21 protein-coding genes and 3 pseudogenes are annotated in these 21,988 nt (G+C 49.2%); 9 read left to right on the top strand and 15 right to left on the bottom strand.

Translation table 11 applies throughout. The features are described from left to right. Positions 1-7 precede the first annotated feature (7 nt). Positions 8-142: a hypothetical protein gene (locus A4E54_RS01285; protein ID WP_286723871.1), complete on the top strand. Its 135-nt coding sequence runs from the start codon at positions 8-10 to the stop codon at positions 140-142. Between the two features lie 221 nt (positions 143-363). Further along, positions 364-1,029, top strand: coding sequence for a TIGR04100 family radical SAM protein (locus A4E54_RS01280; RefSeq protein ID WP_240084660.1), 666 nt, complete (start codon positions 364-366; stop codon positions 1,027-1,029). 26 nt (positions 1,030-1,055) lie between these two features. Here A4E54_RS01280 and A4E54_RS01275 read toward each other — a convergent pair whose 3' ends face one another. Next, entirely contained in the window at positions 1,056-1,391 is a 336-nt protein-coding gene (locus A4E54_RS01275) for a biotin synthase BioB (protein ID WP_376741820.1), read from the bottom strand. A 184-nt stretch (positions 1,392-1,575) separates the two neighbouring features. Between A4E54_RS01275 and A4E54_RS01270 the strand changes: the two genes are divergently transcribed. The 3 genes and pseudogenes from A4E54_RS01270 (at position 1,576) to tsaA (ending at position 2,809) form a co-directional block, all read left to right on the top strand. After that, positions 1,576-2,079 carry a nitroreductase family protein gene (locus tag A4E54_RS01270; protein ID WP_240084661.1) on the top strand — a complete coding sequence of 168 codons (504 nt, stop codon included), beginning with the start codon at positions 1,576-1,578 and terminating at the stop codon, positions 2,077-2,079. A 19-nt stretch (positions 2,080-2,098) separates the two neighbouring features. Continuing rightward, positions 2,099-2,256: pseudogene (locus A4E54_RS01265) on the top strand (NADH:flavin oxidoreductase); the annotation flags it as partial. Between the two features lie 73 nt (positions 2,257-2,329). Continuing rightward, positions 2,330-2,809, top strand: a complete 480-nt coding sequence (gene tsaA, locus A4E54_RS01260) for a tRNA (N6-threonylcarbamoyladenosine(37)-N6)-methyltransferase TrmO (protein WP_240084663.1) — start codon at positions 2,330-2,332, stop codon at positions 2,807-2,809. A gap of 121 nt (positions 2,810-2,930) precedes the next feature. Here tsaA and A4E54_RS01255 read toward each other — a convergent pair whose 3' ends face one another. The 4 genes from A4E54_RS01255 to A4E54_RS01240 form a co-directional block, all read right to left on the bottom strand. Then, the gene (locus tag A4E54_RS01255) at positions 2,931-3,221 is read right to left on the bottom strand and encodes a SoxR reducing system RseC family protein (RefSeq protein WP_240084664.1); all 291 of its coding nucleotides are present in this window, start codon (positions 3,219-3,221) and stop codon (positions 2,931-2,933) included. Positions 3,222-3,359: 138 nt separating this feature from the next. Then, the gene (gene copZ, locus A4E54_RS01250) at positions 3,360-3,572 is read right to left on the bottom strand and encodes a copper chaperone CopZ (RefSeq protein ID WP_240084665.1); all 213 of its coding nucleotides are present in this window, start codon (positions 3,570-3,572) and stop codon (positions 3,360-3,362) included. A 38-nt stretch (positions 3,573-3,610) separates the two neighbouring features. Continuing rightward, positions 3,611-6,142 carry a heavy metal translocating P-type ATPase gene (locus A4E54_RS01245; RefSeq protein ID WP_240084666.1) on the bottom strand — a complete coding sequence of 844 codons (2,532 nt, stop codon included), beginning with the start codon at positions 6,140-6,142 and terminating at the stop codon, positions 3,611-3,613. A 33-nt stretch (positions 6,143-6,175) separates the two neighbouring features. Then, entirely contained in the window at positions 6,176-6,469 is a 294-nt protein-coding gene (locus A4E54_RS01240) for a metal-sensitive transcriptional regulator (RefSeq protein WP_240084676.1), read from the bottom strand. A gap of 296 nt (positions 6,470-6,765) precedes the next feature. Here A4E54_RS01240 and A4E54_RS01235 point away from each other — a divergent pair, with 296 nt between their 5' ends. Beyond that, on the top strand, positions 6,766-7,764 hold the full coding sequence (locus A4E54_RS01235; protein ID WP_240084677.1) for an NADH:flavin oxidoreductase: 999 nt from the start codon (positions 6,766-6,768) through the stop codon (positions 7,762-7,764). A 20-nt stretch (positions 7,765-7,784) separates the two neighbouring features. Further along, positions 7,785-7,943 (top strand): MetQ/NlpA family ABC transporter substrate-binding protein, encoded by a 159-nt coding sequence (locus A4E54_RS01230; protein ID WP_240084667.1) that lies wholly within the window; start codon positions 7,785-7,787, stop codon positions 7,941-7,943. A 50-nt stretch (positions 7,944-7,993) separates the two neighbouring features. Here the strand turns inward: A4E54_RS01230 and A4E54_RS01225 are convergent. Next, positions 7,994-8,137: pseudogene (locus tag A4E54_RS01225) on the bottom strand (DUF6803 family protein); the annotation flags it as partial. 549 nt (positions 8,138-8,686) lie between these two features. Here A4E54_RS01225 and A4E54_RS01220 point away from each other — a divergent pair. After that, positions 8,687-9,046: pseudogene (locus tag A4E54_RS01220) on the top strand (metal-dependent transcriptional regulator); the annotation flags it as partial. After that, positions 9,029-9,400 carry an NEAT domain-containing protein gene (locus A4E54_RS01215; RefSeq protein ID WP_286723878.1) on the top strand — a complete coding sequence of 124 codons (372 nt, stop codon included), beginning with the start codon at positions 9,029-9,031 and terminating at the stop codon, positions 9,398-9,400. The pseudogene A4E54_RS01220 and the gene A4E54_RS01215, both read left to right, overlap by 18 nt. Positions 9,401-9,435: 35 nt before the next feature. Here A4E54_RS01215 and A4E54_RS01210 read toward each other — a convergent pair whose 3' ends face one another. The 9 genes from A4E54_RS01210 to A4E54_RS01170 form a co-directional block, all read right to left on the bottom strand. Then, entirely contained in the window at positions 9,436-10,647 is a 1,212-nt protein-coding gene (locus A4E54_RS01210; protein ID WP_240084668.1) for a coproporphyrinogen-III oxidase family protein, read from the bottom strand. A gap of 19 nt (positions 10,648-10,666) precedes the next feature. After that, positions 10,667-11,167 (bottom strand): flavodoxin family protein, encoded by a 501-nt coding sequence (locus tag A4E54_RS01205; protein WP_240084669.1) that lies wholly within the window; start codon positions 11,165-11,167, stop codon positions 10,667-10,669. Positions 11,168-11,236: 69 nt separating this feature from the next. Continuing rightward, positions 11,237-11,995: an ABC transporter ATP-binding protein gene (locus A4E54_RS01200; protein ID WP_240084670.1), complete on the bottom strand. Its 759-nt coding sequence runs from the start codon at positions 11,993-11,995 to the stop codon at positions 11,237-11,239. Beyond that, on the bottom strand, positions 11,985-12,968 hold the full coding sequence (locus A4E54_RS01195) for a FecCD family ABC transporter permease (protein WP_240084671.1): 984 nt from the start codon (positions 12,966-12,968) through the stop codon (positions 11,985-11,987). The genes A4E54_RS01200 and A4E54_RS01195 overlap by 11 nt, the downstream gene beginning before the upstream one ends. Then, positions 12,949-13,845, bottom strand: a complete 897-nt coding sequence (isdE, locus tag A4E54_RS01190) for a heme ABC transporter substrate-binding protein IsdE (protein WP_240084672.1) — start codon at positions 13,843-13,845, stop codon at positions 12,949-12,951. Before isdE ends, A4E54_RS01195 begins: the two co-directional genes overlap by 20 nt. A gap of 2 nt (positions 13,846-13,847) precedes the next feature. Further along, positions 13,848-14,738 (bottom strand): heme-binding Shp domain-containing protein, encoded by an 891-nt coding sequence (locus A4E54_RS01185; RefSeq protein WP_240084673.1) that lies wholly within the window; start codon positions 14,736-14,738, stop codon positions 13,848-13,850. Positions 14,739-14,887: 149 nt separating this feature from the next. After that, complete coding sequence (locus A4E54_RS01180; RefSeq protein WP_286723863.1) at positions 14,888-20,419, bottom strand: NEAT domain-containing protein; 5,532 nt, start codon at positions 20,417-20,419, stop codon at positions 14,888-14,890. Positions 20,420-20,746: 327 nt separating this feature from the next. Beyond that, the gene (locus tag A4E54_RS01175) at positions 20,747-21,253 is read right to left on the bottom strand and encodes a hypothetical protein (protein ID WP_240084675.1); all 507 of its coding nucleotides are present in this window, start codon (positions 21,251-21,253) and stop codon (positions 20,747-20,749) included. Positions 21,254-21,494: 241 nt separating this feature from the next. Continuing rightward, positions 21,495-21,890 carry a YbaN family protein gene (locus A4E54_RS01170; RefSeq protein WP_240085173.1) on the bottom strand — a complete coding sequence of 132 codons (396 nt, stop codon included), beginning with the start codon at positions 21,888-21,890 and terminating at the stop codon, positions 21,495-21,497. Between the last annotated feature and the right edge of the window lie 98 nt (positions 21,891-21,988).

Genomic DNA, 21,988 nt, shown 5'->3' with positions numbered 1-21,988 from the left:
TTAGATCATGCAGAAAGCTAACCGTAGGCTCTATTTTTTCTTTAGTTTTGCCTTCCAGGAACAACTGGGCAATCAAGCCAAACACCACTTTTTCACCATGCAGGTTGCCATGGGTTTCCGGGAACCTGGTCAGACTATCTAGTCGGGAATTCAAACCCTAATTATTTTTATCTAGTTGACTAACAATTTATGCCGGCCACTGAATTAAAAAGCCAAGGTTAATTATGATAAGCCTACTTTTCAATGTTAAGTGATCTTCGATACTGCGTCGAATGAGCCAACTGTTTGGAATTTAATGTTAGAAACCGGAAGCCAGGTAAATAATCTCTCTCAAGGACTAGCGAGATATGATATCAAGCAGGAATGTTGACAATTTCAGAAATAAAAGATTTAATTTTTTTCGAAAGGATGATGATGTCGATGACCATCACATATGAAGTGGGCAATTCGTTATATATTAATATAACTAACCGTTGCACCAATAATTGTTATTTCTGTGTAAAAAATATTAAGGACGGTGTTGGTAGCGGAACTAATCTTTGGCTTGAAAAGGAACCTGCCATTGATGAGGTTATTGAAGATATCCAAAGACGAGACATTTCCAAGTATAAGGAGTTTGTATTTTGTGGCTATGGGGAACCTATGATGCGCACCAACGATATTATTGAAATAAGTAAAAAATTGAAGGAAAAATATAATATGCCAATCCGCATCAACACTAACGGTCAGGCCAATCTGATTTGTGGCAGGGATATCACTCCTTATTTAGAAGGATGGGTGGATTCTATTTCTATTAGTTTGAATGCGAAGGCCAAAAAGGAATATCAGGCAATATGCCGATCCGTTTACGGGGAGAAAGCCTTTGAAGCCATACTGGATTTTGCCGCCAAATGCAAGAAGCATATACCTAAAGTGGTATTGTCTGTGGTAGATTTCATCTCCAGGGATGACATACGATTATGTGAGGAGATTGCACAGAACATCGGCGCGGATTTTAAAGTCAGACATTTTGTAAACCAATCTTCTTGATATGAGAATCTACGTACGTAACTTATTTATAACGGGTATAGTCCGGCATCCTCAGCCATGCGGAAATCAGCCTTGGCATCACGACCGGAGAAGGTGAGATAGTTGCCGATAATCAAACCATTGGCTCCTGAAAGCATCAAAAATCCCTGCATATCCCGCAAGTTGATTTCCCGGCCACCGGCAGGACGGATAATTGTATCAGGAAGAATGAAGCGGAAAATAGCGAAGGTTTTAACCACCTCTAGTACTGATGAGTGCGTGGTGCAAATAGAGGGGAAAAAACGCCGGCTTGTCTCCAGGTTATGGGCATATCTGCTAACGCCCGCCTTGGCCAGGGATTTGCCTTGGGCTTCTGTAATCATTACCGCATGCATAGGAGGGATGGGATTAAAATAATAATCAAAAAATAAATTTTCATTATAAAGTTTACAAATCAATGAATTTGGAACTATTATTGTATGAAACCTGTATCGAATGTATTTGTTCCTGATATCCTGTCTGTATGGAGAGAACTGCAAGGGTTCTGAAAAAAGGAGGTTTGGTTCAATGGAATATCTAGATGTTATCAAAAAAAGGTATAGTGTGCGTTCGTATAAACCTGATCAGGTGGAACAGGAAAAATTGCATATTATACTGGAAGCTGCCAGGTTGGCCCCCACAGCCGCGAACAGGCAGGCGTTCAAAATTATCGTGGCAGATACCAACGGACGCAAGGAAGAATTGAAAAAAATATATAACAGGGATTGGTTTGTCGAAGCTCCATTAATTCTTGGCGTGTGCGCAATACCTGGGGAAAATTGGGTGCGTAGTGATAAAAAGAACTATAGTGACGTAGATGCCGCTATCGTAATGGACCATATTATTCTGACAGCTACTGATCTGGGCCTTGGAACGTGCTGGATTGGCGCGTTTAATCTACAAGCTGCAAGACATGTTCTTGCTCTTGATGATACTCTGGAACCTATTGCATTCACACCTGTAGGTTATGCCCGGGATACAAATATTAAAAAAATAAGAAAATCCCTAGACGATCTTGTTGTTTATAAGTGATAACGAAAGAGGTGTTATTATTGGCTCTTTGCTCAAACCGTTGCAAGCAGGTCCTTTGACACTGGCTAACCTGGCTAACCGCTTGGTCATGCCGCCCATGGCTACCTCGAAGGCCGGACCAGATGGAAAAGTAAACCAGGCAATACTCGATCACTATCGGAAAAATCTCAGGGTGGAACAAGTTGGCCCGGATGAATAAGAGCGACTGCATCAAAGTAAATCAGATCTGCATTATTATTGAGGTGAAGTTATGATTAATTTCAAGCCAATCGGCGTCATTCAATCTCCGTTTAAAGAACCGAAGGGAACACCTATTCAACCGACAGCGGCGCGGGACATTGCCGGCGTCATTGAATTATATCCCGAATATGTCGAAGGGTTACAGGATATTGAAGGATTTTCTCACCTTATTCTGATTTACTATCTTCATATGGTAAAAGAGTCTACTTTATTAGTGAAACCGTTCCTGGATAACGAACTGCACGGAATCTTTGCCACGCGCGCTCCAAGCAGGCCGAATTCAATTGGTTTTTCGGTAGTGCGTCTTTCTGAGGTTGAAGGAAACAAACTCCATATCCTGGATGTAGATATTGTTAACGGGACTCCTCTTCTGGATATAAAGCCTTATGTAGCTGAATTTGATGTCAGAGAAGCGGTCAAGACCGGCTGGTTTAAAAAAAATGTTCAAAAACTATCAACTACAAGAGACGACGGGAGATTCGCAAAATAGTGATCATACCATAAGGTATGGCATAACATTCCTAATGGCCGGCATCATTTTTGTTTTCGCCATAGACCTGTCAAAATATTTGATATATAAAAGAGCCAAAATAAAAGCAGCGATACTTGCGCTAACCTCCGTTAACAACGCCGGAAATCCATACCCCAATCAAGTAACCCATAAAGATTGTTATTAGAGGCAACAGGTAAACAACAAAGGCTGCTTTTAACATATTGGCTTCAGGTATCTCAATAATGACCCGCTGTCCCACCTTGGCATCCACGCGATTATAAACATCCATGACTGCGGCCTTATCTCCGGGGCATGCCCCGCAGCTGTCACAATCACTGTGCCTGCCCGCTCTTACCTTCGCTATTTTGCCGTCTAAAGCGATAATAATGCCTTCTGCTTCCTTTTTCACTTGCCTCATTTTATATAAATGTTGTTATAAGATTATAGCGCGTAAAAGGGACACACCTCTCGGTCGCGCCACCTTTCGGCTTGAGGAATGTCCCTTAAAAAGAGTTTTCAATCTAAGGAGCCTGACTTATATTGTCAATTATTTCACTTCATAGCCCTGATCTTCAATCGTTTCTTTTATTTTATCAAGATTTACCCTTTCAGCATCATACTCTACTGTAACCTTTTTGCCCTTTAAATCCACGGCTACGCTGTCCACTCCGGTCAGAGCGCCCACCGACTTCTTCACAGCGTGCTCGCAGTGGCTGCAAGACATTCCCTCAACATCTAAGGTTTTTAATTCTTTTGACATTAATCTTAACCCCCTTATTATTATAATTTTATTTTGTCCTATTCTTTAACTCTCGTTCCAAAATGATTTATATCCGTTTGCGCCTGTGCAACTGAATCATTCTTTATAATTGCCTCTTTAGCAGTTTTGGGTCTCTCCCCAAACCCTTTATTCGGATCAAACCTCTTTAAGCTCAGTGAGTTTGTCACAACCGATACGGAGCTGAACGCCATCGCGCCGCCGGCGATCATCGGATTCAAAAATCCCAAAGCCGCGAAAGGTATGCCGATAACATTATAGAAAAACGCCCAAAACATATTTTGCTTAATCTTATTCATCGTTTTACGGGAAAGACGTATGGCCGCCGTTATCGCTCTTAAGTCTCCCCGCATCAAAGTGATATCCGCGGCTTCAATCGCCACATCCGTCCCCGTGCCGATGGCCATGCCGATATCGGCGGTGGCAAGCGCGGGCGCGTCATTGATTCCATCCCCAACCATGGCGACCACTTTCCCTTGCGCTTTCAGCTTTTCAACCTCTTCTGCTTTGTCTTCGGGCAGGACTTCCGCCAAAACGTTCGTGATCCCCGCCTGCCTGGCGATGGCATGCGCAGTACGCCGATTATCACCTGTAATCATATAGACTTCAATACCTATCCGCTGCAAATCCGCAACGGCCTCTTGCGAGTTTTCTTTTATGGTATCAGCTACGGCAATAACAGCTTGGATGGCATTATCTTTTGACATGAGCATGGCGGTTTTACCTTCATCCTCAAGTCTTGCGACGGCAGGCTCAACGTTCCCCAGATCTATACCTTTCTCTTTCATCAGTTTCCGGGTTCCTATATGGAATATTTTTCCATCAACCTCAGCCATAACGCCTCTGCCCGGGATTGCCTCAAACCTGTCGGGGTTTGGTATGTTGCCGAACATCTTCCTGCCTTCTTCGAAAATGGCTGCTCCGAGCGGGTGTTCGGAATTTTTTTCTATTATGGCCGCCGTTTTCAGCAGCTCGTTTTTATCAAACGGCCCCAACGCGATAATATCTGTCACTTCCGGCTGTCCTTTGGTAATGGTGCCCGTCTTATCCATTACGACAGCATTCAGTTTATAAGCCGTTTCCAGGTGTTCTCCGCCTTTGATCAGTATGCCGTTTTCTGCACCCTTGCCGGTACCCACCATAATGGCTGTGGGTGTGGCAAGTCCTAACGCGCAAGGACAGGCAATCACCAATACAGCAACCGCGCTGATCACGGCCTTGGTCAGGTCACCGCTGCTAAAGTACCAGCTCGCAAATGTCAGGACGGCAATCCCCACAACAGCGGGTACAAAAACGCCTGAAACCTGATCGGCGATTTTCTGTATCGGCGCTTTTGACCCTTGAGCGTCCTCCACCATTTTGATAATCTGTGAAAGCGCCGTATCCTTGCCTATTTTTGTCGCTTCAAACTTGAATGTTCCATATTTATTTATTGTCGCGCCGATCACTAAGTCTCCTGTTCTTTTCTCGACCGGCAGGCTCTCGCCGGTAAGCATGGATTCGTCAACGGACGAATTTCCTTCGGTAATCTTTCCGTCGACAGGGACTTTCTCACCGGGTCTGACTATAACGATATCTCCTATTTCAACTTCTTCGATCGGAATATCCTGTTCCACGCCGTCACGGATTATTTTTGCGGTTTTAGCCTGCAAGCCCATCAATTTCTTGATCGCCTCGGAGGTTTTTCCTTTTGCCACCGCTTCCAGATATTTTCCCAAAAGAATCAGGGTGATCAGTATTGCCGACGCTTCAAAGTACAGGTCTTTCATCATGCCTTCCGGCGCAGTCTGGAAAAAAACATTGTATAGACTATAAAAATACGCCGCCGACGTACCCATGGCAATCAATACATCCATATTGGCGCTCTTGGCTCTTAAAGCATAAAACGCGTGCTTATAGAACCTGAACCCGATGATGAACTGAATGGGTGTGGCAATGGCCAGCTGAAAATACTGGTTATGCAGTATGGCCAGCCAGGAAGTCTCCAAGTGGGCGATCATTAGTACCATCGCCAGCAATAAGGGAGAACTTAACAATATGGAAACGACCAGGGTAATCTGCAGGGTTCGTATTTCCTTTTCCCTGAGTTCTTTTTCCCGGTCTCTGGCCGTATCCTCCGCTTTCTCGGCATCATAACCTAAAGACTGCACCGCTTTAATCATGTCTGAAACTTTTATTTCTGCCGGCTCAAACTCCACCGACGCTTTTTCCGTGGCCAGGTTAACAGCGGCTTTGATAATTCCTTTCTGCTTGCCGAGTTTTTTCTCAATCCTGGCGGCGCAAGCGGCACAGGTCATACCCTTGATCATCAGGTCGACCTTGCTTTCTTCCGCCGCTTTTTCCCTGATCACTTCATAGCCGAGTTTTTCTGCGAGAGTTTCAAACTCCTGCGGATCGACAAGCTTGTCGTCATATTCAACCGTGGCTTTTTCCACGGCGAAATTAACATTGGCCCGGTCTACGCCTTCCAGCTTTCTGAAACTCTTTTCTATTCTAGCCGCGCACGCGGCGCAAGACATCCCGGCGATTTTGAATGATTCTTTTTTAATCATCTCTCCGCTCCTCACTCTGTTAAAGAAACCCGGTCACTTGTTGAGCATCCTATAAATAGTATTCATCAACTCATCAATAACTATGTCGTCACCGGCCGCGAGCTGCCCTTTAATGCAGAATCTCATATGCTTTTCCAAAAGCAATTTCGCTACGCCGTTTAATGCAGACTGAACAGAAGATATCTGGTTTAATACGTCGTCGCAGTAAACACCTTTTTCGATCATCCGCTTGATTCCCCGCACTTGACCTTCAATACGATTGAGGCGGTTGGCAAGTTCCTGCACGGTTTTTTCATCGCGCCAGCTTCTGAGTCTTCCTTCTTCCATACTTTCTCCTGTGTTTTGGCAACAGGAGCCCGGTCTTTGCTCAATATCGTCGTTCACTTTAAAGCACCACCTTTAATATAATATTATACTATACCCCCCTATATTATAAGTCAACCCCTTTTTATACAGAATGTCAAATGGAGAAAAAAGCTTTTGAAACCATACTGGATTCTACTGCCAGAAGCAAGAAGCATATCCCCAAAGTATTGTCTGTGGTAGACTTCATCTCCAGGGAAGATATACAATTATGCAGGGAGTATTAATTAACCCAATGCCGCAGAAAGAGGGTGTTTTTATTGGTTCTTTTGCTTAAACCGCTACAGGCAGGTCCTTTGACATTGGCCAACCGCTTGGTCATGCCGCCCATGGCTACCTCGAAAGCCGGACCGGGTGGAAAAGTGAGCCAGGCAATACTCGATCACTATGCGGAAAAATCTCAGGGTGGATACATATCGCTAATAATTGTTGAACACAGTTTTATTAAATCTGAAGGCAAGGCCGGCGAAAATCAGCTTTCAGTCGCGGACGACAGTACAATAGAAGGTTTGAGGAAGTTGGCGGAAGTCATCCACAGAAACGGCTCCAAAGGCGTCATGCAAATTAATCATGCCGGAAGTGCCGCTGCTGAAGAAATAATTGGCACAGAAACGGTCGGACCTTCAGCAGTAAGTAACCCTCGCAAAGGTGGGATTCCTCGCGCGCTTAGGCGACAGGAGATTGCCGACATTGTTAAATCTTTTGCAGATGCCGCCCGTCGCGTCAAAAGATCAGGATTTGATGGAGTAGAAATCCATGCGGCGCACGGTTATCTTCTTAACCAATTTTTCTCTCCCCTGACCAACAAGCGAAGTGATGAATATGGCGGCGAGGTGAACAATCGCATCCGCATTCACCTTGAAGTTATAGAAGCAATACGCGCTGCCGCAGGTAAAGACTTTCCCATCCTTATTAGATTGGGAGTTTCAGATTTTACCCCAGGTGGAACGACTGTTGAGGACAGCCAGACAGCAGCAAAGGAATTTGAAAAAGCCGGCGTAGACATTCTTGATATATCCGGAGGTTTTTCGGGGTTTAGTGTACCGGGGCTTAACGGGCAAGGTTATTTCGCGCCGCTCGCTAAGGCTATAAAACATGTGGTGTCCATACCAGTGCTCCTCACCGGCGGAATTACAGACGCACTGGCTGCTGAGAAGCTGCTGGCTGAAGGGAAAGCTGACCTCGTCGGCGTAGGCAGAGCAGTGCTTAAAGACTCAAAATGGGCGCGACATGCTGTTGAAAGCCTGGCCGGTATTTAGAACTTAGATGATAGCTTTAGATGGAAGCAAAAGACTCGCCTTTCGCCAATGTTTTGGCAGTCAGGCCCGAGGACAGAGACAAAGAAGACATCAAAAAGCTTGGTCAGGCTTTGCAGTCACCTGAAGTTAAGAAATTTCTGGAGGATAATTACAAAGGCAGCGTGATTCCTGCCTTCTAAAGCGGTTTTTCTGTCTAAAGAAATCTGTTGCCGGACATAACATCCTGCAGCAGATTTTTTGTGTATTGCATATATACTACAAAAAATTCAGTTGCAACCAACGTCTCAGCAAGAATCACCGGTATAGCCATATAAAATATAAGGTTCCACGGCTGATTAGTTGCCAGCAATTCCATGTAATGGGTCATAGACACTTGTATCATCTCCTCTTAGTTTTAAATCTACTTATTGGAACACAGTATATTCACATTAAGGGGGTAGCAGGGGTAGCAGAGGGGTAGCAGGGTCAGCCCTTGACATTGGACAATGGCTGGCACTGCCACTTATACCGGAGCAGGCAGGCATCTTTTCCGCCGGTGTTTTTTATGCCGCTTTTAGCGGTACGTCCATTTTTATAGGCCGATTTCGAAAGATTTTGCCGTTGCAACTTTTTTTGACCAAAACAGGCACGAAAGATCAAAAGCAGCTCCTCTTGCTGGCTATAAATGAAAATGCAGGAGCATAGCAAGTAAATGTATTCCTTTCAATCTCACGGCTTTGGAATGTACCACTTTGTTATTCCTCATCATGGGGCGGCAGACATCTATATACCCTCTAGGTATGGTTGCAGTAATCCCTTAGAGCAGAGATCGATTACAACTTTCCATCTGCGATAGTTGAGTTAAAACAAAAAAATATGCTAAAATAGCATATATATTGGTAAATACAGCATGGTTTTTCAGGTGATTTTGGGGGGTAGCCCTATGAAGCTTCAGGAATCGGGTGAGAATTATTTAGAAACCATTCTTGTTTTGCAAAACAGAAACGGTTATGTCCGCTCAATTGATATAGCCAATGAATTGAACTATTCAAAACCTAGCGTAAGCCGTGCCATGAGCATCCTAAAAAAAGCAGGCTACATCCTCACGGAACAGGATGGAAAAATTTCATTTACTAAAGAAGGAAACAAAAGGGCGAATGAGATCTATGAACGCCATCAGTTGATCACGAAATACCTGATGATGACACTGGACATTGATGAAGCCACAGCCAGCAAAGACGCTTGTCGCATTGAGCATATCCTTAGCCAAAAGAGCTTTGCCAAGATCCGGGAATTCACAAAACGCGTTGCGGCACTGCGAGAATCGGACTCCAATTATTCGATGGCAAATCAATTTTTTACCGGGCCGGCCTCCATTGCAGTATCAAATGGCGGCTTTTACGCCACTATCATGATGCACGGCACAAAGCATATGCCTATATCGTCCATCGAGTCTCTTCAATATAGCTATAATAACGTTGATTTTATGGATGTCGATCTAATATTTAATCAAAATAATGATACTTTGACCATGACCCTGCCTGTTGTGGATTTGAACAGCCCCATTTATATGAAGGTTTACGTCCCCGGCAAAATGGGTCCTATCCATCCAAGATTCAGACTAGTTTTTAAAATAGATACAGTGATGGAAAAATGAGGGGGGGGTGCATATGCCACACCCCCGGCAAAAGATTAGATTTTCAAATTTCTCAAAAAGGCGTCACAAATATTGTTGCCCCAATAAATACCTTTTCTCGTTAGATGGAAAGCATCATCTTTTTCTGTCGCGTAGCCTTCCGCCAGAAGTTGTTCCACAAGCTTTCTGATCTCTGCGCCGAACATTTCTTTATATTCATGACGGGGAATTTTGCATTGCTGGATGGCGCCGGTCAGCCTGGAAACAGTCTGGTATTGGCGCTTTGTGACGACGCCCACCAGCTTTGTGTCGGGCTGGTTTTCCACATAATTCCGATAGTTACCGAGGCTTATTGGGTTCATATAGGTTATGTCGGCAAGATTACCCCCCGCTCCCGCACCCAGCGCCAGGGTATCCGCCCCTTGATACCTTGCCGTTATATAGCGGTAGCGGTCATGCCGGATCAGCTTGGTTAGTTCCAACATGGAAAATCCCCGGTCGATAGCTCTGGTATAAATACGCTCGAACAAGGCCATGTCCGTATCATCCGTACAGCCTTTCAGTTGGGCGCCCGGCTGTGTAATCAGCGAGTAAAAAGAAAAACCGGCCAGTTCCAGGGAAAAAACGTTGTTTAAATCTTGGTCTAATTCTTCCCCGGTCTGCCGGGGATAGTGATAAATGATGTCGATATTCACATTCTCAAATCCCCGGGCTTTTATTTGCGAAAGCTTCTGATAGGCTTCCCGGCCGCTGCCCAAACGCCCCAGCAGCTGCCTGCCCCGGTCGTTGAAGGTCTGGATGCCTACACTGATCCTGTTTACGCCGCATTCCTGCATGCTGCTGATTTTATCCTCAGTCAACTCGGTAACAGTGGACTCAAAGGTGATTTCCGCGTCATCCGCCAAACAGAAATTCTTTTTCAAGACGCTTACGATCTCTTTAATGGACCGGCTGCTCAAGGTGGTAGGGGTGCCGCCGCCAAAATACACCGCTTGAAAAGTCAAGCGCCGGATATAATCCAGATCTTGATATCGCTCGCTTTCTTTGATAAGCAGCCTGGCATAATTGTCATCAGGCGCGCCATTGACTCTGATCATATTACAAAAGGAACAAATTTTCCGGCAGAAAGGAATATGGATGTAGATTACGCCTTCCCGGGGAACTCCGGGAAGGCTTTTGAGATATTCGTTTACATCCATCCTGCCTATTGCCAGGTTTTTCATAACATCATACAGCTCGTGATGGCTCTTCAATCTTTGTGCAAACATTTATTTCTCCTATCCTAAATCATTGAAATATTTCCCGGAAGGTTTCTCTGGCCCGGTCCAAATCCGCCTCGTCCGGATGATTGCTGGCGATTTCAAAGCGTTTCATGCTTTCCTCCGTAAGGGCATGGGGGTGCCCCGGGGGAAAAGCTTTAAATGTTTCTATTAATTTTTCATCAATTTTTCCCTGGCAGGCGAACTCTCCGACCAACTGGTTTTCCTGAAAGAGGGTCCGCGCCTCCTTGATGTATTTCTGCCCGTGCGGGGAATCCGGATGCGCGCCCATCGTGCAGAAAAAGGCTGTTTTTTTATTTTTGAGCGTAGAGAGGTAGTCCAGGGCTTCTTGGTTAGGCTTCCCTTTATCAATCCAAAACCCTACCACCACCATATCAAATTCTTCGGGTGGGGGCGCGCCGCTAATTTGACTAAAAGCCGTATCCGCCGGAACCACTTCTTGAATGGCCTTTGCCACTTTTTCCGTGTTTCCCGTCCTGCTGCTGTAAGTCAATAATACTTTCATCATATACCTCCTCAGCGGCGCTGAACGCCGCCTGATTTTTTGTATGGCTGCAATTAAAAATTCCCGCACTTGTTAAACCGCTAAAACGTATTTGCAATCTTTCGTTTCCACCACTTTTAAATTAACGCCGAAAATTTCTTGCAAGGTGGCGCTGTTGATGGCCTCATTCAATTCCCCCTGGACGATCACCCTTCCTTCTTTCAAGCCAATCACCTCATCGCTGTAATAGATGGCTTGATTAATGTCATGGAGCACCATGACAATGGTCATACCCAAATCCTTGTTCAGTGATTTGATTAAACTCAGGATCTGAATCTGATAACGGATATCCAAATAGGTCGTGGGTTCATCCAAAAGCAGGATCTCCGTCTTTTGGGCCAGCGCCATGGCAATCCACACCCGCTGCCGCTGGCCGCCGGAAAGGGTGCAGAGCGGCTTGTCTTTGTATTCATAAATGTTGGTGACACGCATGGCCCAGTCAATGGCCTCTTCATCCTCGCTGCCGCTGCGCCGGTAAAAGGAGGAGTAGGGTGTGCGCCCGTAGGCAACCAAGGTTCTGACCGTGGTATCATTGGGGGCGGAATTATATTGATGGACAATGGCCACTTTTTTGGCAAACTCCTTTAAGCAGATCTCCTGAATATTTTTCCCGTTTAGATAGACCCCCCCGCTTACAGGCTTGAGGTTTTTCGTCATCAGATAAAACAGAGTGGATTTACCGCAGCCGTTTGAACCCATAATTGTGGTAATTTTGCCTTTTCTGATCCGGGCGGATATGGACTGCAAAACCGTCTGTTTGCCATATTGAAAGGATAAATCCTTAATTTCCATAGGTTTTATCACTCCTCCTCAGCAGGAAAATAAAGAAGGGGCCGCCAATAACCGCCATAACAATCGACGCGGGGATTTCGTAAGGGGCGGCGATGACACGGCCTGCCGTATCGGCCAGCAAAACGGTAAAACTACCCAGCAGGATGGAGAAAGGGATCAACGTCCTGTGGTTTGATCCCACCAGAAGCCGGGCAATATGGGGTACAATCAATCCCACAAAACTGATCACCCCCGCCACCGCTGTGGCAATGCCGGCCAGCAGCACGGCGACGGCCGATACCAGCACCCGGACGGCATGTACATTCACGCCCAGGTTTCGCACGGTTTTGTCCTCCAGGGAGAGGAGGTTGCACCTGCCGGAGACGGCCAGCGCCCCCAGCAAGCCAACAAGCACGTACCACACCAGGGTGTGCACGTCGTCCCAGGTTTTCATGGAAATATTGGCGCCGACAATGGCCGCAACCACGCTTTGCCGGCCTCCCGTCATATAATTGACCGCCTCCAGCAGCCCGGAAAAGACGGCATTGACGGCGATACCCACCAAAATAATGCGCAAAGGGGTCAGCCCCGACTTCCAGGACAGGGAGTAGACCAGGAAACAAGCAACCACCCCGCCCCCAAAGGCAAATATGGGCGAAAAGAAAAACCACGCGGGAAAAAACATGGTGACCAGAACCGCGGCAAAGCTCGCTCCTGCTGAAATGCCGATAATGCCCGGATCGGCCAGGGGGTTTTTCATCACGGCCTGAAACAGCACCCCGGAAACAGCCAGGGCCGCTCCGGACAGCACGGCAATGATAATCCTGGGGAAACGCAAATCAAAGACCACCGCTACATTCTCGTTGTAGGCCACAAACAGGCCCTTCAGCAACTCGGGCAAGGAAACCCGGATGCTGCCCAGATTGACCGAGGCAAAAATCAAGCCGGCCAGCAGCAACCATAAAACCACAAAGCTAGTCAGTGTTTTCTTCATCAGAAGCGCTCCCCTGACCGTAAAACATTTCAAACAGTTTGTTTAAACCTTCTTTGTACCCTAAAGAAGCGCTCATATTGAACGTCTTAAAATCCAAATCATAGACCCTTTTATTTTGCACCGCCCGGAAATGCTTCCAAATGTCGTTTTCCTCGAATTCCTTGGCGAACATTTTTTGCACCTCGTCCGGCAGGCCGTGGGCCGCCCGCAAAATGATATCTGGATCGGTTTCAGCGATGACCTCGGTGTTGATGTTGAGCAGCGCCCCATCGTCCTCAAACACGTTGCTCCCGCCGGCCAGCTTGACCAGATTGCCCACGTAGGATCTTTCCGTGGCCACCATGTAGGCGCCCGGTATGCCCATTAAAATCAAAACCCGGGGGCTCTCTCGGCCCTCTATTTTGGCGTTGTACCCGTTCATAAAAGCCTGGTAATCTGCAATCAAGGTGTCGGCTTCCCGGGTTTTTTGGTATTTTTTCCCCAGGTCTTCAATGCTTTTAAACATTCCCTCCACACTCATCAGGTTGACAAAGGTGCAGGGCACGTTGATGCTCTCATATTTGGGCTTTAAATCATACTGCAGGGAGTTGGGACTGAGCACGTCGGTGGTCTTCAGGGACTTGATAATTTCCAAGTCCGGCGTCATGGGCAGGCCCACCCTGGGCACATCCCGGTAACGCTCCGGCAATTCCATGGAAGTATCGGGAACACCCGCCAAATCCAGGTCCAATTGAGCCAGCACCTCACACAAAGCCGCCGAAGTGCAGACAATCCGGGGCTGCCCCTGGCTTGCGCTTTCCCCTGATGGCCGCGTGGTGCAGCCGGTAAAACCCATCATCAGCACGATATACAACAAAACAGCAAATATTTTTCGCATAATCACACCTGATTCAGCTTATTTTTCGTTCTGCCGCGATAGATAAAATATCCCCCTGCGCCCAGGCACACAACCGTTGCAAAAACGATTGGAAGCACAGGCGATGCGGAAGCGCTCTCCCGGTTTTCCGCGGGCGCGGCTTCCCCCTGCACCCCAAATTCCACGATGCCCTGTACTTCCTTCGTGCCGTCTGCGCGGGCGGCAGATGAAGAAATATCCGCCTGCGCTTTAGAACCATCCGGACTGCCGACGGCAGCCGGGTCCGCCTCAGGCGGCAGGGAGTCATCCGGTTTAGCCTGGTCAGCTGACGGACCAGCAGGCGCAGCCGACTGCTCCGGCGCGGGCTGGGAGCCCGAATTGCTATTCACAGCGGTTCCGTTGAAGGCGGCAAATTTACCATCATCTTTTTTGGCGCTGCTCATGTCGATAGCTACAAAAAAGGTCACATCCCTGTTCATAGGCCCGACAAAAAAGGAAGGGTTAATCAGTACATCCGCCGCCGGCAGGGCAAAACGGAAATCCTCGGTGTTTTCCTCCTTATTTCCGCCCACCACTTCATAGGAAACCTCACGGTAGGACGCGCCATCCCCCTTAGCCGACTGCACGTTGAATTTGATATCCTTGATAAAGGATATCATCTTGAGGCGCAGGGTTACATAGTGTTTCCCATTCTTCTGCTCATACAGGCTGACCGGGTAGACCGTGTTTCTACACATGGCCTCGCCGGTGGAGGTATCGCCCCCGTCATCCGCTGTGCCGGTGTCGGGATTGACATAATGAGTATTATTTGAAACAACATAAGTCCCGTCCGTCAAGGCAAACGCGGGGACATGCGCCGCGCCTGCCACAGCAGCCCCCAGGACCAGCAAGCCCAAAAGCAGTTTTTTAATCATTTTTTAGTTATCAAATACCTCCTCTTTCCATCACTTTTTCTCATCCAACGACGCGAACACGCACCGGGCAAGGCAAGTTGCTTCTTTCCGCCAGGCGGGGAGTATGCTCATTGCCCTGCTCCGGTTGCGGCCGCTTACTGTGCTTACCGTCAGTCTGAAAAACCGGCGCTTCTGGCGAGGATCACCGCCGCCTCCGCCCGGGTGGCAAGACCCCGGGGGTCGAACATGTTATGCTCTTTGCCCGTAATAATTCCGGCCATGTTCATCTTTTCCACGCTCTCTCTGGCCCAGGCGCTGATCTCTCCTGCGTCGGCAAAGGTCAATGCCCCCTGTTCTTTCAGGGATGTGTTGTCAAAAACCAGCCTGAACTTGGGCCTGATCTCGCCCATTCCCCTGGGCACATAGACCTGCATGACGGTAGCTTCCTGAATATCCTCCACTTCGAAGGTGATTGTCAGGGTGTTCTCCTGCTGATTTAGAAATCTTTTTACATCTGCCAGTTCTCCGCCGCTCTGCTGGACTTTTAATTCTTCAAGCATATCCATGGTGACATACTCGGTGCCGTGCCAAACCATGGTGGCGGTGATTTTGCCCCCGGCCACAGTCAGGGTGGCCGGTTCCGTGAAGAACTGATCAGCCATGGAAGCGTCATCTTTATTTTCCATCAGGGCGGAGGCGTCAATGGTGTACCGCCCGTCTTTCAGCGCTCCCTCCGGCACGGCGGCGGTCGCAGGAGCGGAAGCGTCCGGCAGCTCGATCCCGGCGATTTTGGCAAACTTTACAAAGATCACGGCCATCTCTTCCCTGGTAATTTCCCGGTCGGGTTCAAACATGCCGTTACCAACGCCTCTGACCAGATCATTCGCCGCAGCCCAGGCTATATAGGGAGCATAATACGTCTCCGGGGCCACATCGGCAAAGGGGGACGCGGCATATTTTGCGGGATCGATCTGGCAAATCCGGCCCAGAACGGTTACAAACATCCCCCGGGTTATGAAAGCATCGGGACTGAACATGGTCTCACTTGTACCATTGAACATGCCCTTGCTCACGACAAAATAAATTACCTTTTCGGCCCAGTGGCCTGCGATATCCGTAAATTTTAACGCTGCGGCAGCTTCAGCTGCCACGGGGATTTCTTCTGTTTTTTCAAAAACAGCGCTGATTGTGCCGTCTTTCTTAACCGCCTTAAAAGTGTAGGTGCTTACCGCGCCAACGGATTTACCATTGACCAGCACATCCTTGATCTTATATCCAGCATTAGCCGAGATCGTAAAGGTCTGGTCTTCGTTCTTTTTCACACTGACGTCTCCGCTGGGGCTGATGGCACCGCCCTCCCCGGCTTCAGCCTTAATGGTGTATTGGGTCGCGGCGCTGACAGCGCCGGAAGACACCAGTCCTCCTCTCTCCAGAGAGTTCTTGTAAAAGACCAGGCGGAACACTTTATAATCAGGACCCATATAGTCGGTCTGCACTCTCATATACACGGGTTCATCAATGGTGCTGACGGTAAACGCTATTGTCATCGTGTCGTCCGCGTCGTTCAGTGTCTTCGTTACATTGATCCAGTTGCCGCTGCTGTTTTGGTATTGCAGTTTGTTGATATAACGCATGTGGATGCCGTCGTCCTTTTCCGGACTGCTGGTGGTGCCGTACATTACGATAGTCACGTTAATTATGCTGCCGGAGACCTCAAGCACCGCGGGCTGAGTAAAGAATTGCTCCGCCATGGAATAATCGTCGGAATATTGCTGCAAGGCGTCAAACTTGATGTTGTAGATTCCATCACTCAATTCGCCGGTGTCTTCAGGAACGCCGCCGGTACCGCTGCCGCCGGTCGGTGCGCTGATGATCGCATAGGTGCTGAAGTGGTCGGTGTAGAAAGTCACGGTTTTGTTCGTCAGGTCGAACGTGGCTCCCATGTCCTCAAGCGCCCCCGTATCCGGGTTGTAATGGCAGAGCTTTTTGCTTCCAGCGCTTGCAAGGGCCGCGACTTGTTCGTCCGTCAGGCTGATGGTAATTTTGACCGAACCGCCCAAATCAGTGATCGACTGGTCCCCTATTTTCAGGTTCAGTTCGATGGCGCTCACCAGGGTGTCCGTGTCTGCCATGATGCTGATAATGCTTTGCCGCGTGCCCGCGGAAGCCTCGTTCTTTTGTAGCTGCAGGCTGCCGGTGCCGGACGCGTCGCCGGCAAAATAGTTATTCAGATACTGCACCGGGAAGACGATATTCACGTCGCTGAAATTAAGCCCGATATTCCGGGTGACGGAGATGCCGGCGATATCGCCGCGTCCGATGGTCACGACGCCCGCGCTGGCGGTGATTTCCCGCACGGGTTCATCGTTCGGGTTGGGTTCGCCCGGCGCGACCAGGTTGCCGTAATCCAATTTGATCCTGGCCACCTGATTGCCGACGCCCATACTGCCCATTACCGGCACGTAGACGTGCACCCAGGTGTACTCCTGCCCCGGCACGACAGGCACGGTTATCTCCTTCGGGTACATCTTGCCCGCGCAATTCGGGTCCGTGCTGTCCGGCGCGTTAAAGGCGTCCACCACGTCGTAGGTGGATACGACGGTGGCCGGAATCAGATCGTAGCTTTCGGGGTAGTTATACTGGTTGAACACGATGTTTTTCAGCAAGTCAAGCTGCGAAAGGTACCCCGTCATGTTCATGGCCGCCACGGTCAGCGCCTTGAAGGTCAGGTGCAGGGTTCCCTCGCCGTTTTCCACCACAAGCTTGGCGGTCTGCTCCAAACCCCCGTTGCCCATGGAGGCCATATCGCTCGTCGCGTGCCATAGGCTTACCGGAATGGTGTAGGTGCCGTCGGCCAGGCCTTCCGGTTCCTGCTCGCCCGTTATATCCGCCAGGGTCTCCCTGTCAAAGGACAGGCGGAAGTAAGGGGAATAGCCCATCGGAGCCGCATATGCCTGGAGGTGCAAAGGCTCGTCAATGGTGCTGACGGGCATTTTATAAGTGGCCAGGTTCGCGGCCGGATCGCTGGATGTAAGCTCCGCCGCCACATACTCGCCTGCCGCGTTCCGATATCTGAAATCGCTCATTATATCCGCGTTGTCTGTGGTGAGATACAGGTGCATCTGCCCGCCGACCACCTTGATGGAAGCGTCGTTGATAATATAGTTGTCGGCCATGGAGGGGACGTCCAGGCTTGCGTGCAGCAAGGTGACGGTAATGCCGTACGTATGGCCGTCCTGCGGAAATCCGTCGCTGGAGCCGGCGCCAACGGTCAGTTGGATTTGATAGGTCACCTGGCTTCCGTCGATGGGACTGGCTGCCATCAGCACGATGGAATTGACGCCGGTCGCCAGGCCCCCCGCCATCAGGCTCTCACCGCTGTTGACCGTTGTATCGCCCATGGTGATGGTGGTGTCGCTTTTAACGCCTGTCGGCGTCAGGGTGATGGAGGAGGTTCCCGCAGGCGCTTTCGCGGAAAGAGTATAACTGAGAGCGCCATCATTTTTTAACTCCAGCTCACCCGCGCTGCTCTCCAGGCTTTTCAGCGCGGCGAACGGCCCCTGCGGCGCTGCGTTTCCCGTCACCGTCACCGGCACGCTACGGTTCCGCAGCTTCTGGATTTCGCTCAGCTCGGTGGACCCCTCGCTGAACTGGATGAAGTTCTTGGTTATGTTAAGTGTTTTTAGCGCAGTCAATCCGTCAAAATAGTTTTCGGGTATGGTTTCAAGAAAATTATTTTGCAGGTACATATGCTGTACGTTGGGCAAAGTTTTAAACCCTTCCGGCAGTTCGCCCAGGCGGTTGTTTTGCAGTTGTATTGCTGTCACCGCCGTCATCCGGGACAGGTCCGCGGGCGCGGCGGCCACCTTGTTGTAACTCATCTTAATTGCCTTCAACGCCGGCATGGATGCCAGGGCGCCGGGCAATGCTTCGAAGCTGTTGCTCCCCAGGTCCAGATCGCTGAGATTTGTCAAACCGCCCATGGAAGCGGGCAGAGTCTTTAAAGAGTTCGCTGCCAGCTTCAAAGTCTTGAGGGCCGTCCAGTCCCCGACGCTGTCCGGCAGGGCGGTCAGTTTGTTGTTGGCAAAATTGGCGGTTTCCAGGTTCGTCAGGCCGCTCAAATCATCGGGCAGGGTGGTCAGGTTGTTGTAGCTCATGTTTATCTCGGTCAGGGCGGTCAAGTTGTTCATGCTGGCCGGCAACGCCTCAATCTGGTTGTTGTTTAGAGTAATTTTTCTTAACTTGTTAAGATCGCCGATGCCGCCGCCCACTTCCCTGACCCTGTTGTTATCCGCCGTTATGTCCTCCACATTGGGCAGGGTAAATAGGCCTTCTGGAATATTTTCCAGCATATTGTAGCCCAAACTGACAGTCGTTACGCCGGTGAGCCCGCTCAGGTCGGCGGGCAGCGAGGTCAGTTGATTGTGCATGAAAGCCATGGTTTTTAACTTGGATAAGCCGTTGAAGCTAGCGGGCAGGGTTTGGAGCAGGTTATTAGTCATATATAGCGTTTCTAAGTTGCCCAGGGCGGAAATGCTGCTGCTGATCTCCGCAATGGCATTGTTCTGCAGGTCCAATTTTACCAGCGAGGTCAGGTTGAACAAGCTTTCCGGCACCCTTTGGAAATTGTTGTCGTTGCCGTAAAAGGTGGTCAGGGCCGGCAGGTTCGTGAACTGCGGCAGGTCCGTCAGCTGATTGTACCCGACATTGATTTCCGCCAGGTTGGGCATGTCCCCGATGGCCGGCAGGCTCGTCAAGGCATTATTGCTTAGATTTAATTGCTCAAGATTCGGCAGTTGCGCAATCTCTCCAAGCATGGCGTTCAGGTTCTCCACGCCGCCCAGGCTGCTGTAGCTCATGTCCAGATGTGTCACGTTAACGGCATGCCGCAGCCCCGTCAGGTCGGTTATTCCTTTGCCTCTTAGGTTTAAGTATCCCCGCAGCCACTCCATGTCTTCCTTCTGGATGGCGTATTGTCCGGCATCTTCACCCAGCAATGCGCAGATGGCCTGGCGCAGCGCCCCGTCCGGAATATCAGCCGGGCCCAGGGAGAAAGCGGAGGGGCTGTCAAACTGCAAGCGGAACGTTTTTGAGACTCCCGAAATTGTTATGGTGGCGCTGGTCGGGGCGCTGATGTCGTTGACCATAGCCTTGTGGGTGCTGGAATAGTCATAGCCGTTGTACGAGAGTCTGGTCCCGTCGTATGTGGCGCCTGCTACCGTCCTTATGCCGGTCACATAGCTCCCATAGGTATCCGCGCCGTCTATCGTACCCCGGTTAAAGCGAAGGGTGGCCGTCACCTGGCCTCTGTCCACCTTGAGCAGGGCGTCCTCGGACAGCAGAGCCGCCACGGGCGAAGTCCCCTCGTCGGCTTCGTTCAAAGCCGTTACTTTGATATTATACTTGCCGTCGGCGAGGGTGCCGCCGCTGCCGCCCACCACGACTTCGGCCGTGGCCGTCAGGTTGTGGGGGTTGGCGTAGCCTGCGGGTATGTCGCCCAGGGTTGCCGTAAAGGTGTAGCTGCCGACGGTTGACGGGTCGGTTACACTGGGATATTGCGCGCTGAGGGCCGCGATCACCGCCGCGGCGTCCGCGTATACCGCTGCAGACACCGTGCCGGCGGACAGTGTTATGGGAGCAAATGAGGTTATCTCCTCATCAGGTTCCGAAAAAGCCGCCGCCGGGAACAGGGTGATAATCATAGAAAACACCAGTAAATAACTCAAAATTTTTTTGTGAATACTGTTAATTTCTGCACAACTCCTTTCTCCTCTGGCTTGAAACCATTTTTACGTTTATCTCCCAGGCGCTTAAATAAACGAATGTTGATATAAATAATTGTTTTTACGCAGATTAGCCTGTGCTAACCAGATGTCTTTTAAAAAGGTACCCGCAGGTGCCTTTTAATTGGGTTGGCTTGTGGCAACCCCAGTATTATAATTAATTAAACAACTGGCAAATGCTGTTATCAAAGAATGTGTGGGACTGGTTGAGCAAAGCAGATCAATCAGTCCCACTGGTGCGGTTTCTTAGAACATGATCTTTAATCTGGCTTGGGAAACGGGCATGGAGCTGCCTTCTACCTTAACTGTTACCTGGACCTTTTGCCACGCGCCGATAACTGCTCCTCCACCTGTAGTAATAGCCGTTTCGTCCGTAATCGGGAAAATGAAGGCGTCCGGAACCTCATCTAGATCATAGTCGACAACGACGACGTCTTCATCGGTATAGACTCCACCATCATAATATTCAAGTTTCTCCAGATACCCGGTATACTCGCCGAACGTCATCGGAGAAACTCCCAGCGTCATTGTGGCCACGCCGCTCGCCACGGTAACCGAGGCGGGTGAATCTATGGCGGGATCTCCCATGGACAATTGATCTAATGTGGCATGATACAGATCAACCCCCACGCTGTGTGGGCCTGGTCCTAGTGCTCCAAGGGTATCTGCAACCGGTCCGGCGCTGGCAGTCATGGCAAAGGACATCACCAGCATCAAGGCCATCACGGCCACCGTCAACAATCTTTTTTTCATTACTCTAAGCCTCCTTAAATTTTAAGCTTTCCAACCTTGTTGAAAAACTACCGTATTAAATCTCACGCGCAATCTGTCAAGTGTTCAGTGGGCGCCCTGATTTTCATTTCCACACGCTCCTTTCCTTCCGGCTTAAACGTTGTATTTCCAGACCTTCCGTCCTTATTGAACCTGATTTAGTTAGCTTATGCTAACTACCTAGTCAAAAAATAGAGATAATTTTAGCCTAAACTATCTCGGTTTAAGAAACCTTTTGTTGATAACCGTCGACCGGGTTTTCCTTGACTGTTTTAATCTTAAAGGCAAAATAATAGTATTTCAGCGCCAGCAAGCAGACGATGAGGATCCTGGCATGCGCGGAAGGAGAAAAAACAAAGGCTAAAATGAGCATAACGGAGGCCAGGCTAAGAACGGTTATTTTGCTCCTTAGGGTCATGGCGCGGGAACTGACCAAACCATCTAAATGATTTTTGTATAGCTTGGTTGACCTAAACCAGCTGTTGAACCGGGTGGAGCCTTTAGCAAAGCAAAAGGACGCCACCAGTAGAAACGGCACCGTGGGCAAGATGGGGAGAAACGCGCCAACCGTGCCTATGCCAAAAAACAAGAAACCCAATAGGACATATGCGAGCTTCACATATTACCTCCTCCTATTCTACTATATAGCCTCTCGGCATTCGCCGAGGCAGATGGCACAAGGCTTTGCTTGAACCATCGTTATTGAATTCCTCCTAC

Origin of the sequence: Pelotomaculum sp. PtaB.Bin117 (assembly GCF_002067195.1) — a bacterium.
GTDB lineage: Bacteria > Bacillota > Desulfotomaculia > Desulfotomaculales > Pelotomaculaceae > Pelotomaculum_D > Pelotomaculum_D terephthalicicum.
This window is presented reverse-complemented; position numbering and strand designations above follow the sequence as displayed.

What these genes read in the sequence shown, in the direction of transcription:
- A4E54_RS01285 (WP_286723871.1), top strand. Translation starts at nt 8, where the DNA reads ATGCAGAAAGCTAACCGTAGGCTCTATTTTTTCTTTAGTTTTGCCTTC.
- A4E54_RS01280 (WP_240084660.1), top strand. Translation starts at nt 364, where the DNA reads ATGTTGACAATTTCAGAAATAAAAGATTTAATTTTTTTCGAAAGGATG.
- A4E54_RS01275 (WP_376741820.1), bottom strand. Translation starts at nt 1,391, where the DNA reads ATGATTACAGAAGCCCAAGGCAAATCCCTGGCCAAGGCGGGCGTTAGC.
- A4E54_RS01270 (WP_240084661.1), top strand. Translation starts at nt 1,576, where the DNA reads ATGGAATATCTAGATGTTATCAAAAAAAGGTATAGTGTGCGTTCGTAT.
- tsaA (WP_240084663.1), top strand. Translation starts at nt 2,330, where the DNA reads ATGATTAATTTCAAGCCAATCGGCGTCATTCAATCTCCGTTTAAAGAA.
- copZ (WP_240084665.1), bottom strand. Translation starts at nt 3,572, where the DNA reads ATGTCAAAAGAATTAAAAACCTTAGATGTTGAGGGAATGTCTTGCAGC.
- A4E54_RS01245 (WP_240084666.1), bottom strand. Translation starts at nt 6,142, where the DNA reads ATGATTAAAAAAGAATCATTCAAAATCGCCGGGATGTCTTGCGCCGCG.
- A4E54_RS01240 (WP_240084676.1), bottom strand. Translation starts at nt 6,469, where the DNA reads ATGGAAGAAGGAAGACTCAGAAGCTGGCGCGATGAAAAAACCGTGCAG.
- A4E54_RS01230 (WP_240084667.1), top strand. Translation starts at nt 7,785, where the DNA reads ATGGAAGCAAAAGACTCGCCTTTCGCCAATGTTTTGGCAGTCAGGCCC.
- A4E54_RS01210 (WP_240084668.1), bottom strand. Translation starts at nt 10,647, where the DNA reads ATGTTTGCACAAAGATTGAAGAGCCATCACGAGCTGTATGATGTTATG.
- A4E54_RS01205 (WP_240084669.1), bottom strand. Translation starts at nt 11,167, where the DNA reads ATGATGAAAGTATTATTGACTTACAGCAGCAGGACGGGAAACACGGAA.
- A4E54_RS01200 (WP_240084670.1), bottom strand. Translation starts at nt 11,995, where the DNA reads ATGGAAATTAAGGATTTATCCTTTCAATATGGCAAACAGACGGTTTTG.
- A4E54_RS01195 (WP_240084671.1), bottom strand. Translation starts at nt 12,968, where the DNA reads ATGAAGAAAACACTGACTAGCTTTGTGGTTTTATGGTTGCTGCTGGCC.
- isdE (WP_240084672.1), bottom strand. Translation starts at nt 13,845, where the DNA reads ATGCGAAAAATATTTGCTGTTTTGTTGTATATCGTGCTGATGATGGGT.
- A4E54_RS01185 (WP_240084673.1), bottom strand. Translation starts at nt 14,738, where the DNA reads ATGATTAAAAAACTGCTTTTGGGCTTGCTGGTCCTGGGGGCTGCTGTG.
- A4E54_RS01180 (WP_286723863.1), bottom strand. Translation starts at nt 20,419, where the DNA reads ATGATTATCACCCTGTTCCCGGCGGCGGCTTTTTCGGAACCTGATGAG.
- A4E54_RS01175 (WP_240084675.1), bottom strand. Translation starts at nt 21,253, where the DNA reads ATGAAAAAAAGATTGTTGACGGTGGCCGTGATGGCCTTGATGCTGGTG.